Consider the following 16,891-nt stretch of genomic DNA (forward strand, 5'->3'; position numbering starts at 1 on the left):
GGTCTTCGCCCCTCGTTGGCCCCTTCCCCGGCGGGGGGGGGCGGGCCCGCCGCCGCGGCGGCGACTCCGAGATGGCGTTCGATCAGCGCGGGCGAGCGCAGGAGCGCCTCGCTCGCGCCGAGATGAACCAGCCGGCCGCGCTCCAGGATCGCGGCGCGGTCGGTGATGGGCAGGACCTGGCGCGCGTGCTGCTCGACGAGGATGGCCGCCGTGCCCTCCGCCCGCGTCATCCGCCGGATCGCCCCGAGCAGCCCCTGCGCCACGACGGGCGCCAGCCCCTCCAGCGGCTCGTCGAGCAGCAGGAGGCGCGGGTTGAGCATCAGCGCGCGCCCCATCGCCAGCATCTGCTGCTCCCCGCCCGAGAGGGAGGAGCCGAGGGTGCGCCGCCGCTCCTCGAGGCGCGGGAACAATTCATAGACGCGCCGCAGAGTCCAGGGGCCGCCGGGGCGCGCCACGGCGGTCAGGTTCTCCTCGACGGTGAGGGAGCGGAACACGTTGCGCTCCTGCGGCACCCAGCCGAGGCCGAGCGCGGCGCGGCGCTCGCTCGCGAGGCGCGTGATCTCCCGGCCGGCGAACCGGAGCCGGCCGCGGAAGAGGCGGGCCGCGCCCATCACCGTCGCGACCAGCGTCGTCTTGCCGGCGCCGTTGCGGCCGAGCAGGGCCAGCGCCTCGCCCTCCGCCACCTCGAGGCTCACCTCGTGCAGCGCCAGCGCGGCGCCGTGGCCGGCGGAGACACCCTCCAGCCGCAGCAGGGGCTCAGGCATGGGCCGCGGCCTCGCCGAGATAGACCTCGCGCACGCGCGGATCGCGCGCCACCGCCTCCGGCGTGCCCTCGGCCAGCACCCTGCCCTGGGCGAGCACGGTGATGCGCTCGGCGAAGCGGAAGACGAGGTCCATGTCGTGCTCGATCAGTAGCACCGTCACCGCGCGCGGCAGGGCGGCGACGGCCTCCAGCACCTCGCGGCTCTCCTCCGGCGGCACGCCGGCGGCGGGCTCGTCGAGCAGCAGGACGCGGGGCTTCAGCGCCAGGGCGAGCGCGATCTCGAGCAGGCGCTGCCGGCCATAGGCGAGGTCGCGCGTGGGCGCCGCCATCTCGGCCGGCGCGAAGCGCAGGCGCGCGAGCAGCGCGGCGGCCTCCTCCGCCAGCGCCCGGTGGGCGCGCACGGGCCGCCACCAGCGCGCGGTCAGCCCCTCGCGCTCGGCGAGGGCGAGGGTGACGGCCTCGATCGGGGCCAGGTCGGGGAAGAGCTGGTTGATCTGGAAGGTGCGGGCGAGGCCGCGCTTCACGCGCAGGTGCTGCGGCAAGGCCGTGACGTCCCGCCCCTCCAGCAGCACCGCGCCCGCGCCGGGGCGGATCGCGCCGGTGAGCAGGTTGACGAGGGTGGTCTTGCCCGCCCCGTTCGGCCCGATCAGCGCGTGGCGCGACCCCGGCGCGAGGGCGAGCGAGACGCCGTCCACCGCGGCGAAGCCGCCGAAACGGCGGGTGAGGCCGCGGGTCTCGAGCGCGGCGGGCGCCGTCACGCCCCGCCCCCGCCGCGGCGGGCGAGGAGCCGCGCCCGCCCCGCCGCCAGCAGCCCGAGCAGCCCGCCGCGACCGGCGATGGCGAGCACCACCAGCGCCGCGCCGATCCAGAACTGCCAGAACTGCGGCGTCATCTCCGACAGCACCTGGTGCGCGACCACGAAGGCCGCGGCGCCGAGCAGCCCGCCGTAGAGGCGGCCGAGCCCGCCCAGCACCAGCATCAGCAGCCCCTCGGCCGAGCGCTGGAAGGCGAGGACGTCGAGCGAGACGAACTGCGTCGTCTGCGCGAGCAGCGCCCCCGCGGCGCCGGCATAGGCGCCGGCCAGCACATAGGCCGCGACCAGGCGCGCGCGCACCGGCGTCCCGAGCGCGTGCATGCGCCGCGCATTGGCGCGGATGCCGCGCAGCGCGAGGCCGAAGGGCGAGGAGACCACGAGCCGCGCCAGCAGGAACAGCAGGACCAGCACCGCGAGGCTGTAGAGGAAGGCGGTGCGCCCGAACAGGTCGAAGCGCCAGAGGCCGAGCACGGGCCAGATCTCCACGCCCTGCAGCCCGTCGGCGCCGCCGGTGACGGGGGCCGCCTTGTTCGCCGCCTCGTAGAGCATCAGGCCGAGGCCGAGCGTCACCATCAGCCCGGCGAGATCCCCGCCGCGCAGCACCAGCGGCGCGGTGACGAGGCCGAGCAGCGCCGCCGCGGCGGCGGCGAGCAGCAATCCGGAGAGCGGCTCCCCCCAGCCATGCACGGCGAGGAGGCCGGCCGTGTAGGCGCCGAGCCCGAAGAAGGCGGCCTGGCCGAGCGTCACCACCCCCGCATAGCCGACGAGCAGATCGAGCGAGAGGGCGAACAGCGCCGCGATCGCCACCTGCGACAGCAGCGGCAGGTAGTCGGGAAAGGCGAGGTAGGCGGCGGGCCAGGCGGCCCAGAACAGCCCCTCCGCGGCGAGCCCCCAGCGGCCCCGCGAGGCCCGTCCCACTCGCGCCGGGGCCGCCGCGGCGAGGGTCCCGCCGCCGCTCATCGCGCCGCGCTCCGCGCCAGCAGGCCCTGCGGGCGCAGCAGCAGCAGCACGACCATCGCGGTGTAGATCACGAAGGCGCCGACCTCCGGCAGGTAGTACTTGCCGGCCACGTCCACCACGCCGAGCAGCAGCGCGGCGAGGAACGGCCCGAGGATCGTGTTCGCCCCGCCCACCGCGACCACGATCAGGAAATAGACCATGTACTTCAGCGGGAAGGTCGGATCGAGCCCGAGCACCTCCACCCCCAGCGCGCCGCCGAGGCCGGCGAGCCCCGATCCCACCGCGAAGGTGACGGCGAAGATGCGGTCCACCGGGATGCCGAGGCCGCGCGCCACCACCGCGTCGTCCACCGCCGCGCGCAGCCGGCTGCCGAAGCGCGTGCGCACCAGGCCGAGATGCAGCGCGAGCACGATCGCGCCGCACAGCGCGATCAGGAACAGGCGGTAGACGCCGACCGTGGCGAGCCCGTCGCCGATCGCGATCCGCCCCTGCAGCCAGGGGGGCAGGGCGATGAGCTGCTGCCGCGCCCCCATCAGCCAGTCCACCGCCGCCGAGGCCATGAAGACGAGGCCGATCGAGAACAGCACCTGGTCGAGATGGTCGCGCCCGTAGAGCCAGCGGTAGAGGGTGCGCTCCAGCACCGCCCCGAGCAGGGCCGCGGACAGCGCGGCCGCCGCGAGGCAGGCGAGGAACGGCACGCCATGGCGGTTCAGCAGCAGGACGCAGACGTAGCCGCCCGCCATGCCGAAGGCGCCGTGCGCCAGGTTGACGAAGTTCATCAGCCCGAGCGTCACCGACAGGCCGCAGGCCAGCACGAAGAGCAGCATGCCGCTGGCGACGCCATCCAGCAGGACGGTCAGCATGGCGGGAGGCAGGCGCGACCGCGCTCAGGTGCCCGGGTCGCGCACCTGCGCGATGCGGTCGAACTCGATGTTCCAGAGCTGGCCGTCGCGCCGCTCCACCCGGCGGATGTAGATGTCCTGCACGATGTCGCGCGTGTTGGCATCTATCGTCACCGGCCCGCGCGGGCTGGTCCAGGACAGGCCCTTCATGGCGGCGAGCAGCCGGTCCCCCTCGGTCGCGCCGCCGGTGCGCTTCAGCCCTTCCGCGATCAGGTGCATCCCGTCCCAGCCGCCGACGGCCATGAAGTTGGGCCGCGCATCGGGCGCGACCTGCCGGTAGGCGGCGAGGAAGGCGCGGTTCTCCTCGCTGTCGTGCGCGGCCGAGTAGTGGTGGCTGGTGATGACGCCGATGGCGGGCTCGCCCATGTCGTTCAGGATGTCGTCGTCGGTCAGGTCGCCGGTGCCGATCAGGCGGATGCCGGCCTCCCTCAGCCCGCGCTCGGCGAACTGCTTCATCGCCGCCGCGCCCTCGCCGGAGGGGACGAAGACGAACAGCGCCTGCGGCTTCGCGTCGTGCACGCGCTGCAGGAAGGGCGCGTAGTCCGGGTTGCGCAGCGGCGTGCGCAGCTCGAGCGGCACCTGCCCGCCGGCGGCGGTGAAGCGCTGCTTGAAGGCGCGCTCCGCGTCGAGGCCGGGGGCGTAGTCCGTCACCAGCGTCGCGCAGGTGCGGATGCCGTTGCGCGCCGCCCAGTCGGCGATCGGCATCGTCGCCTGCGGCAGCGTGAAGCTGGTGCGCAGGATGTAGGGCGAGCGCTGGACGATGGCGCTGGTCGCCGCCGCCATCACCACCATCGGCACCCTGGCCTCGGTCGCGATCGGCGCGGCGGCGAGGGCGAGCGGGGTCAGGCCGAAGCCGGCAAGGACGCGCACGCGCTCGCGCACCACCAGCTCCTGCGCCAGGCGGCGGGTGATGTCGGGGGCGATGCCGGTGTCGTCGCGCAGCAGCACCTCGACGCGCCGGCCGCCGAAGCTCCCGCCGTGGGCGCGGAGATAGGCGCGCACCGCCGCCTCGACCTGGCGGCCGGTGGAGGCGAAGGGCCCGGTCATGGGAAGGATCAGGCCGATCCGCGCCGTCTCGCCCGCCTCCTGCGCCGCCGCGCGCCGCTGCCCGCCCGGGGCGGCGCCTGCCGCCACCGCCGCGCCCCCGGCGAGGATCAGGCCGCGCCGTGTCGTGCTCGCCCGCATCATTTCCTCCGCTCCCTCGCCCCGCCGCGCCTCGGCGCCCCTTCCGGCCGATTCCGCTCCGCGCGGTGCTTCGCCGGAGGGCTATCGGCCGGCGCGGCGCAGGACAAGGCCCGGCGAGCGCGAGGCCCGCCCCGCCGCCCGCTCAGCGCTTCGGCACCCAGACGTCGCCCAGCTTGCGGTAGCTGCGCTTCACGGCCGCCCAGGCGATGCGGTGCAGGGTGGCCTCGTCGGCCTCCCCGCCCCGCGCCGCCCAGGCGTTGTTGAAGGCGGCGCGGTAGATGTCCTGCGCGTGCTCCGGCAGGACGCGGCGCACGCTCGGCGGCAGGTCGGCATTGCTCGCATAGGGCATCGCACGCCCTCCGCCGCGCGCCCTCAGTGCGACATCAGCACCGGGACCGTCATCTGCCGCAGGAGGGTGCGCGTGACCCCGCCGAGCACCAGCTCGCGCAGGCGGGAATGGCCGTAGGCGCCGACCACGAGCAGGTCGGCCGAGAGTTCCGCGGCGCGGTTCAGCAGCAGATCGGCGTCCGGCACCTCGGGGGCGACCACCTGCTCGGCCTCCACCCGCAGCCCGTGGCGTGCGAGGTGCAGGGCGATGTCGGCGCCCGGCTGCTCGCCATGGCCGCCCGGCGTCGTGTCCGGGTTGGCCACCAGCACGGTCGCCGCGGCGGCGCGCGCGATCAGCGGCAGCGCGTCGTTCACCGCGCGCGCCGCCTCGCGGCTCGCGTTCCAGCCGATCAGCACCCGTCGGCCGACCGTCTCGAAGCGCCCGGCATAGGGGACGAGGAGCGCCGGCCGGCCGGAGCCGAACAGCACCGACTCGATGACCGCGCCGGCCCCGGCGGGACCGCCGCCCTCCGGGTCCTCCTGGCCGAGGATCGCGAGGTCGGCGTAGCGCGCGTGCAGCGCCACCACGTCGGGGGCGCTGCCCTCGACCATCCGCCACTCCCCCTTGGCGAGACCCTCGCGCTGCAGATGCTCGCGGAATTCGGCCTCGACCCGCGCCGCCTCGGCGAGCGCGTCCTGGCGCATCCGCTCGATCAGCTCGGCGAACGCCGCGCCGCCGCCGCTCGCATCGCCGGCGACCAGCAGCGGCAGCGCGACGTCCACGACGAAGAGGCCCGCGAGGTGGGCGTCGTGCTCCCGCGCCAGCGTAGCCGCCACGCGCAGCCGCGTCCTCGACTGCTCCGTCGCGTCGAGGTGGACCAGGATGTCCTTGAGCGCCATCGTCCTCTCCCTGTCCTCTCCCTGCTGCACCGCCGCCCTCCGCCGCGAAGCGTCGAACGGTTGCCGTTATCGCGCCGCCGGCGCGGAACGGTCTTGACGCGAATCAAGTTTCCGGCGCCGCGGCGCTGGCCGCATCCAGCGCCGCCACCGCCGCGGCGTCGAGCGTGAGGTCGGCGGCCCGCACCAGCTCGCGCAGCTGCTCCGGCGTGGTCGCGCTGGCGATCGGGGCGGTGACGCCCGGCTTCGCGAGCAGCCAGGCCAGCGCCACCTGCGCCGGGCTCGCCCCGTACTGCGCCGCCACCCGGTCGAGCGCCGCCAGCACCCGCATGCCGCGCGCCGTCATGTACTTCGCCACGCTGCGCCGGCCGCGCGGGCTCTTGTCGAGGTCCGCCTCGGTCCGGTACTTGCCGGTGAGGAACCCCGCCGCCAGCGCGAAGTAGGGGATCACCCCGAGCCCCTGCTCGCGGCAGAGCGGCAGCAGGTCGGCCTCGATCGCGCGCTCCATCAGGTTGTAGTGCGGCTGCAGGCTCTCGTAGCGCGGCAGGCCGTGCTTCGCGCTCGCCTCGAGCGCCGCCCTGAGGCGCGGCGCGGTGTAGTTGGAGGCGCCGATCGCCCGCACCTTGCCCTGCTCGATCAGCCGGGCGAAGGCGCCGAGCGTCTCCTCGATCGGCACCTCCGGATCGTCGCGGTGGGCCTGGTAGAGGTCGATCCGCTCCACCCCCAGCCGGCGCAGCGAGTCCTCCGCCGCCTGCGCGATCCAGGACGGCGAGAGCCCCTTGCCGCGGCCCGGCATCTCCATCCCGCACTTGGTCAGGATCAGCACCTCGTCGCGCATCCCCGGCCGCGCCCGGAGCCAGGCGCCGATCACGCTTTCCGATTCGCCGCCCGAATGGCCGGGAACCCAGGTCGAATAGACGTCCGCGGTGTCGATCGCGTTCAGCCCCGCCTCGACGGCGGCGTCGAGCAGCCGGAAGGAGGCCGCCTGGTCCACGGTCCAGCCGAACACGTTGCCGCCGAGGATCACCGGCGGCACCTCCAGGCCCGATCGCCCCAATGGCCGCTTGCGCATGGCCCGCCCTCCTCTCCTCCGTGCGCGGCCGAGCTTGCCGCGCCCGCCGCCCGCCCGCCAGCCCCCGGCCGGGGCGCCCGCGGCTTTCCCGGGAGCGGTGTGGGGTCTAAACCGCGGGGCCATGAGCCGCCGTCCTCCGCACGCGCCCGAGCCCGCCCCGGCCCTGGTCAGCACCACCGACGACCTCGCCGCCCTCTGCGCCCGCCTGCGCGCCGAGCCCTTCGTCGCCGTCGACACCGAGTTCATGCGCGAGCGCACCTACTGGCCCGAGCTCTGCGTCGTCCAGCTCGCCGGCGAGCGCGAGGTGGCGGTGATCGACGCGCTCGCCCCGGGGCTCGACCTCGCCCCGCTCGGCGCGCTGCTCGCCGACCGCGCCGTCACCAAGGTGTTCCACGCTGCCCGCCAGGACGTGGAGATCTTCCTGCTGCGGTTCGGCGCCGTCCCGACCCCGCTGTTCGACACCCAGGTCGCCGCCATGGTGGCCGGCTTCGGCGACCAGGTGAGCTACGACGCCCTCGCCCGCGCGCTCGCCGGCGCGCACATTGACAAGGCCCACCGCTTCAGCGACTGGTCGGCGCGGCCGCTCTCGCCCGCCCAGATCGCCTACGCCGCCGCCGACGTGACCCACCTGCGGCGCATCTACACCGCGCTCACCGCGCGGCTCGAGCGCGAGGGCCGGCTCGAATGGGTGGCGGAGGAGATGGCCGTGCTCGCCGACCCCGCCACCTACCGCACCGATCCCGAGACCGCCTGGGAGCGCCTGAAGCCCCGCACCACGAACCGCCGCTTCCTCGGCGTGCTGCGCGCGGTCGCGGCGTGGCGCGAGCGCGAGGCGCAGCGCCTCAACATCCCGCGCCAGCGGCTGGTGAAGGACGAGACGCTGCTCGAGATCGCCGCCACCATGCCGGAGACGCCGGCCGAGCTCGCCCGCGCGCGCGGCATCACCGAGGGCTTCGCCCGGGGCAAGACCGGCGCCTCGCTGCTCGCCGCGGTGCGCGCCGCCAAGGCCCTGCCGGAGTCCGAGCTGCCGGAGGCGCCGCGCGAGCGCCGCGGCCCGGCGCCCTCGCCCGCGCTCGTCGCGCTGCTCAAGGTGCTGCTCGCGGCGAAGAGCGAGGAGAGCCACGTCGCGCCGAGGCTGCTCGCGAGCAGCGAGGATCTCGACCGGCTCGCCGCCGGCGAGGAGGAGGACATCCCGGCGCTGCACGGCTGGCGCCGCGCGGTGTTCGGCGAGGCGGCGCTGGCGCTGAAGGCCGGTCGCCTCGCCCTCGGCGTCGAGGAGCGGCGGGTGAAACTGATCCCGGTGGACTGAGCGGCGGGCGGCACGCGCGCCGCGGAACGGGACGCCGCGCGTGCCGCCGTCACCGCTTTGCTCGCCGCGCCGGCGGGGAAGCCGCCGCCCCCGCGTCCCGTCCGGGCTGCGCCTTGCGCCGGCGGCGCCCAGCTACACCCCGCCCAGGTGCCGGCCGAGCCCGTGCAGGAACAGGCCGAGCGCCAGGTCGAGCAGCACGAAGCCCGCCGCGTCCGCGCCCCTGATCCCGAGCGCGCCGCGCGCCACGAACCATTCCAGCCACAGCGCGTAGCCGAGCGCCGCCACGCCGGACGCCTGCGCCACCAGCGCCGGCATGCCGACCGCGCCCGGCGCCGCGGCGAGCAGCAGCACCAGGTGCTGCACCACGCCGGTCCAGTTCCACGCGGCGATGTAGCGCGGCCAGGCCGCGACCCGGCCCATCGCCTCGGCCAGGATCCGCGAGGCGAGGGCAAAGCCGGCCCAGGCGCAGACATTGCCGATCAGCGCCACCGCCACCCCCCGGCCGGGGCCACCGGGCGGCGCGCCCTCCGCCGCCCAGGCGAAGAGCTGCAGCGCCAGGTAGGCCGGCAGGCAGATCGCCGCCGCCCAGAAGCTGCGCCGCGCCCCGGCCGGCGTGCCCTCGACGAAGACGAGGCCCTCGCGCCGCCCGCGCGCGAGAAGGAAGGCGCCGTGTAGGCCCGCGGCGACGACCAGCCGCATCGGCGGGCCGGAGGACGGCGCCGGGCCGGGCGGCGGGGGCGCGGCGGCGCCGCCGGCGTCCGAGGAGGAGCCGCTCATGGCCGGGCCCTCCCGGGCGCGCCGCGGTCCGTCTCCGTCGCCGGCGGCGGCAGCCGGAACGCGCCGCTCGCGCGCGGCACGGGAGCCCCGCCCGACGCGAAGAGCCCCTGCACGAACGGCATGGCGCGCGCGCGCGGCTTCGTCCGCGCCGCGCCCCCGGCGAAGGTCGCGAGCGTGCCGCCGCGGCGGTTGTCCATCGGGTTGCCGTGGCGCACGCCGCCCCCGGCGTCGTGCCTGGTGTGGATCGGACCGAGGTTGCGGAGAGCTCCGCCGCCGGCCGGACGCGGAACGAAGCCGTCCGGCACGGCAAGGGTTTCGGTGTCGGCGCGCTGGCGCGCCGGCGCGTGAGGCACGGTCATCGCATCCCGTCGGCTGGTGGGTGGCGCCGGCCGATGAGGCTCCGGCACCCCTTGGAAGGGCGGACCATCGGGGCACGGCGCGCCGAGGTCAAGCGCGGGAGGGCGGGAAAGGCCGGGCCGTCACGCCTCGGCCGGCGCCGCGCCCCGGCCGGCGGCGCCCGCGCGCGGGCGCACCACCGTCACGGTGCAGGGCGCGTGCGCCGCGACCTGGCCGGAGACGCTGCCGAGCAGCCGGCGGCGCAGCGACTCCGCCCGGGCGCCCAGGACGATGTGGTCCACGCGGTTGGCGGTCGCGTACGCGATCAGCGCCTGCGCCGGGTCCGCCGCCTCCAGCACGTGGAAGGTGATCCGCCCCTCCGGCAGGCCGAGCGGCGCCGCCCAGTGCTTCAGCGCCACCAGCCGCTGCACGTGCCGGTTCCGCCCCGCCTCGTCCTCCGCCGCGTCCGATGCGGCGCGGTTCAGCCGGAGGACGTTGATGCAGGCGACCCGCGCCCCCGGCAGCGCCGCGACGATCGGGCCGAGCCCGGCACGCAGCGCTTCCGCCATCGCCGCGCTCTCCTCCGCGAGGTCCACCGCGACGGCGACGATCGGCGCGGCGCGCACCGCGCCCGTCTCGCCGCTCGGGCGGCGGAACGCCGGCCGCGCGTCGGTGTCGAAGCGGCGCCGCAGGGCCGCGAGCCAGCCGTCGCGACGGCGCCTTCCCGCCCGCTCCGTCAGCGCGACCTGGTCCGGATGGCGCAGGTCGAAGGCGAGCTGCGCCGCGGTCGGGTGGCGGCGCGCCGGGTCCACCTCCAGGCAGCGCAGGATGATCTCCTGCAGCCAGGGCGGGCAGGAGGGGCGGAGCAGGCGCGGCGGCAGCGGGTCGCGCCAGAGCCGGCGCCGGACGGCCCGGAGCCCCTGCGGGTCGCCGAAGGGCAGGAGGCCGGTCGCGAGCTGGTAGAGCACCGCGCCGAGGGCGAAGAGGTCGCTCCGCGGCTCGCCGCGCACGCCCATCGCCTGCTCCGGCGCCATGTAGGGCGCGCTGCCGTAGGGCAGGCGGAACTCCTCCTGCATCAGGTCGGGCAGCAGGCGGTGGTGCGCCAGGCCGAAATCCACCAGCACCGCCTCGCCCCCGGCCCCGTCGCGGGCCGGCCGGAACAGGATGTTCGAGGGCTTGACGTCGAGGTGCACCACGTCCTGGCGATGCAGCGAATCCAGGGCCTCGGCCACCCGCGCGCCGATCGCCGCGACCTCCTCCGCGCCCAGCGGCAGGGCGGAGAGGCGCGCCTGCAGGGAGGGCCCCGGAAGGCGCTCCATCACCAGGTAGGGCTGGCGCTCGAAGCCCGCGGCGGCGACGACGCGCGGCACGTGGGGCCCCGAGAGGCGCGGCAGGATCATCAGCTCCATCTCGAAGCCGACGATCGCCGCCGGGTCCTCGCCCGCGGCCAGCCGCGGGACCTTCATGAGCATCGGCAGGCCGGGATGGTCCGGATGCGTGACCTCCCACAGCGCCGCCATGCCGCCGGCGTGCAGCCGCGCGCCGAGGGTGAAGCCGTCGATGGTCTCGCCGGCGGCGAGGCGCGTCCCGGCCACGGCGCCTACCGCCCCCGCTCGAGCCGTGCGGCGAGCCGCTCCGGCAGGCCGGCGGCGCGGATCTTCGCCGCCGCGCTCGCCACGTCGTAGGGCACGCGCATCCACGCCATCTCGGAGCGCGCGACGTCGAGCAGGCCGTAGCAGGCGCGCGGATCGCCGTCGCGCGGCTGGCCGACCGCGCCGAGCGTGGCGAGCCAGCGCCGCGGCCGCAGCAGCGGCACCGCCACGCCCGGCGCCGGACGGTGGGCGATCAGCTTGTGCGCCGCCGTCAGGCCATAGAGCGCCGGCACGTGCACGTGGCCGCAGACGATGATGCGCGCGGCGGTCGCCTCCAGGCTGCGCCGCGCTGCCTCGGCGTCGGCGACGTAGCGCCAGCGCCCCGGGGCGGAGGCGTCGGCGTGGACGTAGAGCCGCTCGCCGTCCTCCGCGACCAGGGGCAGGGAGGCGAGGAAGGCGCGCGCCCCGGGGTCGAGCCGCCCGCGCGTCCAGGCGATGGCGGCGGCGGCCTCCGCGTTCATCCCCACCGGCCCGCGCGGCGACACCGCGGCCTCGTCGTGGTTGCCGAGCAGGGCGATCGCCTCGCCCTGCGCGACGCGCGTCTGCACCGCCTCCACCACCCAGCCCGGATCGGCGCCGTAACCGACGAGGTCGCCCAGGAACACGAGGCGCCGCGCGCCCTGCCGCGCCGCGTGCTCGAGGCAGGCGGCGAGTGCCTCGCGGTTGGCGTGGATGTCGGCAAGCAGCGCGATCCGCATCGGTTGCCCTGGTCGTGGCGCCGCGGCGGGCGGAAAGGAGCATGCCGGGCCGGCGCATCCCTGGCATCATGGCGCGGGACGCGGGCAGCGGAAGGGGTGCTCCGGGATGGCGGCGAGGATGACCGGAGGCGAGGCGATCGTCGGCGCGCTGCGCCGGCACGGGGTGGACACGGTGTTCGGCCTGCCGGGGGCGCAGGTCTACGGGCTGTTCGATGCCCTCGCCCGCGCGGAGGGGATGCGCGTGATCGGGGCGCGGCACGAGCAGGGCTGCGGCACCATGGCCTTCGGCTACGCGCGCTCCAGCGGGCGGCCGGGCGTCTTCGCGGTGGTGCCGGGCCCCGGGGTGCTGAACGCCTCGGCCGCGCTGCTCACCGCCTTCGGCTGCAACGCGCCGGTGCTGTGCCTTACGGGGCAGGTGCCGAGCCCCTTCCTCGGCCGCGGCCGGGGGCACCTGCACGAGATGCCGGATCAGCTCGCCACGCTGCGCGGCCTGGTCAAGTGGGCCGAGCGGATCGAGCACCCCGCGCAGGCGCCGCATCTCGTCGCGCGTGCCTTCCAGGAGATGCTGTCCGGCCGCCCGGGGCCCGCCGCGCTCGAGATGCCCTGGGAGCGCTTCACCGAGACGGCGGAGGTCGCGCTGCTCGATCCGCTGCCCCCCCATCCGCGGCCGCCGCTCGACGAGGACGCGCTCGAGCGCGCGGCGCGGCTGATCGCCGCGGCGCGGGCGCCGATGATCTTCGTCGGCGGCGGCGCGCAGCACGCCGGGGCGGAGGTGCTGGAGCTCGCCGAGCGGATGGGCGCCCCGGTCGTCTCCTTCCGCAGCGGGCGCGGGGTGGTGGACGACGACCACCCGCTCGGCCTGACCATCGCCGCGGCGCACCGGCTCTGGCCGAAGACCGACCTGATCCTCGGCATCGGCACGCGGCTCGAGGTGCCGGGCTGGCGCTGGGGCTGGAACCCGGCGGGGCGGGAGCCGTGGCGGCCGCCGGGCCTGAGGACCATCCGCATCGACATCGACCCGGCGGAGTTCCGCCGCCTGCCCGCCGACGTCGCGGTGCTGGCGGACGCCGCCGAGGGGGCGCGCGGCCTCGCCGAGGCGCTGCGGCGCGCGGGGCACGGTGGGCCCGCGCCCGGCCGGCGCGAGGCGATCGCGGAGGCGAAGGCCTGGGCGGCGCGCGAGATCCTCTCGGTGCGGCCGCTGGTGGACTATCTCCGCGTCATCCGCGCGGTGCTGCCGCGCGACGGCTTCTTCTGCGACGAGCTGACGCAGGTCGGCTTCGCCTCCTGGTACGCCTTCCCGGTGCACCGGCCGCGCACCTTCGTCTCCTCGGGCTATCAGGGCACGCTGGGGGCCGGCTTCCCGACCGCGCTCGGGGTCAAGGCAGCGCATCCGGACCGGCCGGTGGTCTCGGTCTGCGGCGACGGCGGGTTCCTGTTCGCGGCGCCGGAGCTGGCGACCGCGGTGCAGTACCGCATCGGCGTGACGACGCTGGTGTTCAACAACAACGCCTACGGCAACGTCCGGCGCGACCAGCGCACCGCCTTCGGCGGCCGCGTCGTCGCCGCCGACCTGCACAATCCCGATTTCGTGAAGCTCGCCGAGTCCTTCGGCGCGCGCGCGGCCCGCGTGGCCTCGCCCGAGGCGCTGCGGCCGGTGCTCGAGCGCGCGCTCGGCGACGACGGGCAGCCCTGGCTGGTGGAGGTCGAGATCCCGCGCGATTCCGAGAGCGACCCCTGGCGCTTCATCCACATGCCGGCGCCGCCCGGCGCGGGGGAATGAGCATCGCGGCGCCGCGGGCGCCGAGGCTGGACGCCGGCGCCGGGCCCACCACCTAGGCCAGGGCGGCACGCCGCGGGCGCGCCCGGCACAGGGGACGAAAGGAAGACGAAAGGAATGAGCGACGAGACCCGAAGCATCACCGTCCTCGGCATCGCCGGCAGCCTCCGGCGCGGCTCCTACAACGCCGCGGCGCTGCGCGCGGCGGCGGAGCTCGCGCCCGCCGGGATGCGGATCGAGACCTTCGACCGGCTGCGCGACATCCCGCCCTATGACGAGGACGTGAAGCAGCAGGGCTTCCCGCCGGCGGTCGCCGACCTCCGGGCGCGGATCAAGGCGGCCGACGCGCTGCTGATCGTCACGCCCGAGTACAACTACTCGGTGCCGGGGGTGCTGAAGAACGCCATAGACTGGGCCTCGCGCCCGCCGGAGCAGCCCTTCGACGGCAAGCCCGTCGCCATCATGGGCGCGAGCCCCGGCGCGCTCGGCACGGCGCGGGCGCAGTACCACCTGCGGCAGATGTTCGTCTTCCTCAACGCCCTGCCGCTGAACCGGCCGGAGGTGATGATCGCGGCCGCCAACCAGCGCTTCGACGCGGAGGGGCGCCTGACCGACGAGAAGACGCGGGAGTTCATCGCCGCGCTGCTTTCGGCGCTGAAGGCCTGGACGGAGCGGCTGCGGCGTTGAAGGCGGCGCCTGGCGCGCGCGTCAGCGGAGCTCGAGCCGCGCCTCGACCACGTCGTCCTCCCCCGGCACGCGGCGGACGGCGAAGCCGAGGGCGCGCACGAAGCCGAGCATCGGGGCGTTGTCCGCCAGCACGCGGCCGACCAGCGCGGTCACGCCCTGGCCGCGCGCCCACTCGATCAGCCGCTCCATCAGGTGCCGCGCCAGGCCGCGGCCGCGCCAAGCGGGATCCACGATCACCGCGAACTCGGCCTCGCCCTCCGCGCTGCCGATCTCGCGCACCGCGCGGGCGACGCCGACGGTGCGCTCGGGCCCGTCGGCGCGGCGCTCGACCGCGATGAAGGCCATCTCGCGGTCGTAGTCGATCTGCGTCAGGCGCGCGATCTGCTCCGGCGGCAGCTCCTTCAGCGCCGAGAAGAAGCGGCGGCGCACGTCCTCCGGCGTCAGGCGGCGGAACGCCTCGGCGTGCGCCGCGGCGTCCTCGGGCCGGATCGGGCGCACCATCAGCTCGGTGCCGTCCGGCGCCCGCCACGGCCGCGCCAGCTCCGCCGGATAGGGGGCGATGGCGAGCACCGCGCCGGGCGCGTCCGCGGGGCGCAGGGTGAGCGCGGCGTCCACCGCCAGCACGCCGTCGGCATCGGCGAACAGCGGGTTGACGCTGAGCGTCGCGATCTCGGGGAAGTCCACCGCGAGCTGCGAGAGACGGACCAGCGCCGCGGCGATCGCGCCGCGGTCGGCCGCCGGGCGGTCGCGGAAGCCCGCGAGCAGGCGCGCGGTGCGCCGTGCGCGCGCGATCAGCGCCTGGGCGAGCGCGAGGTTGAGCGGGGGGAGGTCGAAGGCCTCGTCGCCCATCAGGTCGGCCGCGGTGCCGCCGGCGCCGAAGCCGATCCAGGGGCCGAACAGCGCGTCCTCGCCGAGCCGCAGCCGGAGCTCGTGCGCCCGCCGCGCCTCGCGCTGCACCAGGAAGCCCGCGAGCCGCGCCTCGGGCCGCGCCGCGCGCACCCGCTCCTGCACCGCCAGCGCCGCGCGCACCACCTCGGCGATGCCGGAGAGGCCGAGGACGACGCCGCCGTGCTCGGTCTTGCGCACGATGTCGGGGCTCAGGATCTTCAGCACCACCGGGAAGCCGAGCATCGCTGCGGCGGCGCCGGCGTCCTCGGGGCTCGCGGCGACGCGGCCCGGCACCACGGGAAGGCCGTAGGCGGCGAGCACGCCGAGCGCCTCCTCCTCGGTGAGCGCGAGCCGCCCGGCGGCGCGCGCGCCCGCGAAGAGGCGGCGCACCGCGGCGCGGTCGGGGGCGACCTCCAGCACCTCGCGCGGCGGCAGCTCGGCGGCGGCGGCGCGGTTGCGGCGGTCCTGCGCGAGCTGCAGCGCGCCGCGCACCGCCGCTTCCGGCGTGGCGAAGGCGGCGATGCCGGCCGCGGCGAGGGCGGCGCGCTCCGCCCCGGCGCTCGCCTGGCCGGCCCAGCCGACCAGGATCGGCGCCGGCGGCCGCAGCGCGCCGGTGCCGCGGGCGCGGCAGGCGGCGATCAGCGCCTCGCGCACCGTGGCCCCGTCCTCGCCCGGCGCCGGCGCGTGCAGCGCCACCACCGCGTCCACTTCCGGCAGGGCGGCGAGCATGGCGGCGGCCTCGCCGAGCCGCGGGCCGGCCGCGGGGCCGAGCGAGAGCGGATTGGTGCCGCGCGCGCCCGGCGGCAGCAGCGCGGCGAGCGCCGCCCGGCTCGCCTCGGCGAGCTCGGCGAGGCGCGCCCCGCCGGCCAGCACCGCGTCGGCGGCGATCCCGGCAAGGCCGCCGCCGTTGCCGACGATGGCGATGCGGTCGCCCTCGCCGGCGCGCGGCGCGCCGCGCAGCCGCGCCAGGGTCTCGGCGGCGCTGAGCAGCTCCTCGAAGCCGCCGACGCGCAGCACGCCGGCGCGGCGCAGCGCCGCCTCCGTCACCGCCTCGGCCACCCCCGTCGCGTCGGCGAGGCGCGCGCCGGCGCGGATCGCCACCACCGGGCGCGTGCGCGAGACGGCGCGCGCGGCCGAGACGAAGGCGCGCCGGTTGCGGACATGGCGCAGGTCGAGCAGCACCGCGCCGGTCCCGGGATCGCGCGCCAGCCAGTCGAGCGCGGTGGCGAAGCCGACGCTGGCGTTGCCGCCGACGCCGACGACGTGGCTGAAGCCGACCGATTCCGCCGCCGCCCAGTCGAGCACGGCGCGGGCGAGCGCCGCCGACTGCGCGACCAGGGCGAGCCGTCCGGGCCGCGGCGCGAGATGGGCGAGCGAGGCGTTGAGGCCGATCGCGGGCACGCACAGCCCGAAGCTGTCCGGGCCGAGCGCGCGCACGCCGGTGCGCGCCGCGATCGCGGCGAGGTCCGGCGCCGCGACCGGCACGATCGCGGCGAAGCAGCCGCGCGCGGCGAGCGCCTGCATCGCCGCCTCCAGCCGCGCCGCCGGCAGGCAGAGCACGGCGAGGTCGGGCGCGGCGGGCAGCGCCTCGATCGCGGGCGCGGCCGGCGCCTCGAAGCCCGGCGGCGCCGGCACGCCGGCGGCAAGCAGCCGCCCGCGGAAGCCGCCGGCGGCGAGGTTGGCCGCAAGCACCGCCGTCTCCGGCAGCGCGGCGTCGCCGATCAGCGCGACGCTCGCCGGGCGGAACAGGGCCGCGTCGCGGAAGCCGGCGGCGGCCGGGCGCGGCGGCGTGGCGAGGAGCGGCAGCGGCATGGCGCGGCGCAGCATGCGCCGCCCGCGCGGGCGGC

General features: G+C 76.9%; 16 protein-coding genes. 3 read left to right on the forward strand and 13 right to left on the reverse strand.

Going from position 1 to position 16,891, the window contains the following annotated elements; genetic code table 11:
* The 8 genes from K1J50_RS05805 to K1J50_RS05840 form a co-directional block, all read right to left on the reverse strand.
* Nucleotides 1–764: ABC transporter ATP-binding protein (locus tag K1J50_RS05805; protein ID WP_220116640.1), on the reverse strand; the 764-nt coding region annotated here is incomplete at its 3' end.
* Nucleotides 757–1,521: an ABC transporter ATP-binding protein gene (locus K1J50_RS05810; protein ID WP_220116641.1), complete on the reverse strand. Its 765-nt coding sequence runs from the start codon at nucleotides 1,519–1,521 to the stop codon at nucleotides 757–759. The genes K1J50_RS05810 and K1J50_RS05805, both read right to left, overlap by 8 nt.
* Nucleotides 1,518–2,537, reverse strand: a complete 1,020-nt coding sequence (locus K1J50_RS05815; protein WP_220116643.1) for a branched-chain amino acid ABC transporter permease — start codon at nucleotides 2,535–2,537, stop codon at nucleotides 1,518–1,520. The genes K1J50_RS05810 and K1J50_RS05815 overlap by 4 nt, the downstream gene beginning before the upstream one ends.
* Nucleotides 2,534–3,400 carry a branched-chain amino acid ABC transporter permease gene (locus K1J50_RS05820; protein WP_220116645.1) on the reverse strand — a complete coding sequence of 289 codons (867 nt, stop codon included), beginning with the start codon at nucleotides 3,398–3,400 and terminating at the stop codon, nucleotides 2,534–2,536. Before K1J50_RS05820 ends, K1J50_RS05815 begins: the two co-directional genes overlap by 4 nt.
* A 24-nt stretch (nucleotides 3,401–3,424) precedes the next feature.
* Nucleotides 3,425–4,627: an ABC transporter substrate-binding protein gene (locus K1J50_RS05825; RefSeq protein WP_255574973.1), complete on the reverse strand. Its 1,203-nt coding sequence runs from the start codon at nucleotides 4,625–4,627 to the stop codon at nucleotides 3,425–3,427.
* A 139-nt stretch (nucleotides 4,628–4,766) separates the two neighbouring features.
* On the reverse strand, nucleotides 4,767–4,973 hold the full coding sequence (locus K1J50_RS05830) for a ChaB family protein (protein ID WP_220116647.1): 207 nt from the start codon (nucleotides 4,971–4,973) through the stop codon (nucleotides 4,767–4,769).
* Nucleotides 4,974–4,996: 23 nt separating this feature from the next.
* Nucleotides 4,997–5,851, reverse strand: a complete 855-nt coding sequence (locus K1J50_RS05835) for a universal stress protein (protein WP_220116649.1) — start codon at nucleotides 5,849–5,851, stop codon at nucleotides 4,997–4,999.
* Between the two features lie 103 nt (nucleotides 5,852–5,954).
* Nucleotides 5,955–6,920, reverse strand: a complete 966-nt coding sequence (locus K1J50_RS05840; protein ID WP_220116650.1) for an aldo/keto reductase — start codon at nucleotides 6,918–6,920, stop codon at nucleotides 5,955–5,957.
* A 121-nt stretch (nucleotides 6,921–7,041) separates the two neighbouring features.
* Between K1J50_RS05840 and rnd the strand changes: the two genes are divergently transcribed.
* Nucleotides 7,042–8,229 carry a ribonuclease D gene (gene rnd, locus K1J50_RS05845; RefSeq protein ID WP_220116652.1) on the forward strand — a complete coding sequence of 396 codons (1,188 nt, stop codon included), beginning with the start codon at nucleotides 7,042–7,044 and terminating at the stop codon, nucleotides 8,227–8,229.
* Between the two features lie 132 nt (nucleotides 8,230–8,361).
* Here the strand turns inward: rnd and K1J50_RS05850 are convergent, their stop codons facing one another.
* The 4 genes from K1J50_RS05850 to K1J50_RS05865 all read right to left on the reverse strand — a co-directional run bounded on the left by K1J50_RS05850 (nucleotide 8,362) and on the right by K1J50_RS05865 (nucleotide 11,692).
* On the reverse strand, nucleotides 8,362–9,006 hold the full coding sequence (locus tag K1J50_RS05850; RefSeq protein ID WP_220116653.1) for a hypothetical protein: 645 nt from the start codon (nucleotides 9,004–9,006) through the stop codon (nucleotides 8,362–8,364).
* On the reverse strand, nucleotides 9,003–9,365 hold the full coding sequence (locus K1J50_RS05855) for a hypothetical protein (RefSeq protein WP_220116654.1): 363 nt from the start codon (nucleotides 9,363–9,365) through the stop codon (nucleotides 9,003–9,005). The genes K1J50_RS05850 and K1J50_RS05855 overlap by 4 nt, the downstream gene beginning before the upstream one ends.
* A 120-nt stretch (nucleotides 9,366–9,485) precedes the next feature.
* Nucleotides 9,486–10,937 (reverse strand): protein kinase domain-containing protein, encoded by a 1,452-nt coding sequence (locus K1J50_RS19410; protein WP_220116655.1) that lies wholly within the window; start codon nucleotides 10,935–10,937, stop codon nucleotides 9,486–9,488.
* A gap of 5 nt (nucleotides 10,938–10,942) precedes the next feature.
* Nucleotides 10,943–11,692 carry a metallophosphoesterase family protein gene (locus K1J50_RS05865; RefSeq protein WP_220116657.1) on the reverse strand — a complete coding sequence of 250 codons (750 nt, stop codon included), beginning with the start codon at nucleotides 11,690–11,692 and terminating at the stop codon, nucleotides 10,943–10,945.
* Between the two features lie 118 nt (nucleotides 11,693–11,810).
* On the opposite strand from K1J50_RS05865, the gene K1J50_RS05870 reads away from it, so the two are divergent.
* Nucleotides 11,811–13,472 carry a thiamine pyrophosphate-dependent enzyme gene (locus K1J50_RS05870; RefSeq protein WP_255574974.1) on the forward strand — a complete coding sequence of 554 codons (1,662 nt, stop codon included), beginning with the start codon at nucleotides 11,811–11,813 and terminating at the stop codon, nucleotides 13,470–13,472.
* 114 nt (nucleotides 13,473–13,586) lie between these two features.
* Nucleotides 13,587–14,156, forward strand: a complete 570-nt coding sequence (locus tag K1J50_RS05875; RefSeq protein WP_220116661.1) for an NADPH-dependent FMN reductase — start codon at nucleotides 13,587–13,589, stop codon at nucleotides 14,154–14,156.
* 21 nt (nucleotides 14,157–14,177) lie between these two features.
* Here K1J50_RS05875 and K1J50_RS05880 read toward each other — a convergent pair whose 3' ends face one another.
* Complete coding sequence (locus tag K1J50_RS05880; RefSeq protein ID WP_220116662.1) at nucleotides 14,178–16,856, reverse strand: bifunctional acetate--CoA ligase family protein/GNAT family N-acetyltransferase; 2,679 nt, start codon at nucleotides 16,854–16,856, stop codon at nucleotides 14,178–14,180.
* Nucleotides 16,857–16,891: the final 35 nt, after the last annotated feature.

The organism is Caldovatus aquaticus, assembly GCF_019458025.1.
In the GTDB taxonomy this organism is placed as follows: Bacteria; Pseudomonadota; Alphaproteobacteria; order Acetobacterales; family Acetobacteraceae; genus Caldovatus; species Caldovatus aquaticus.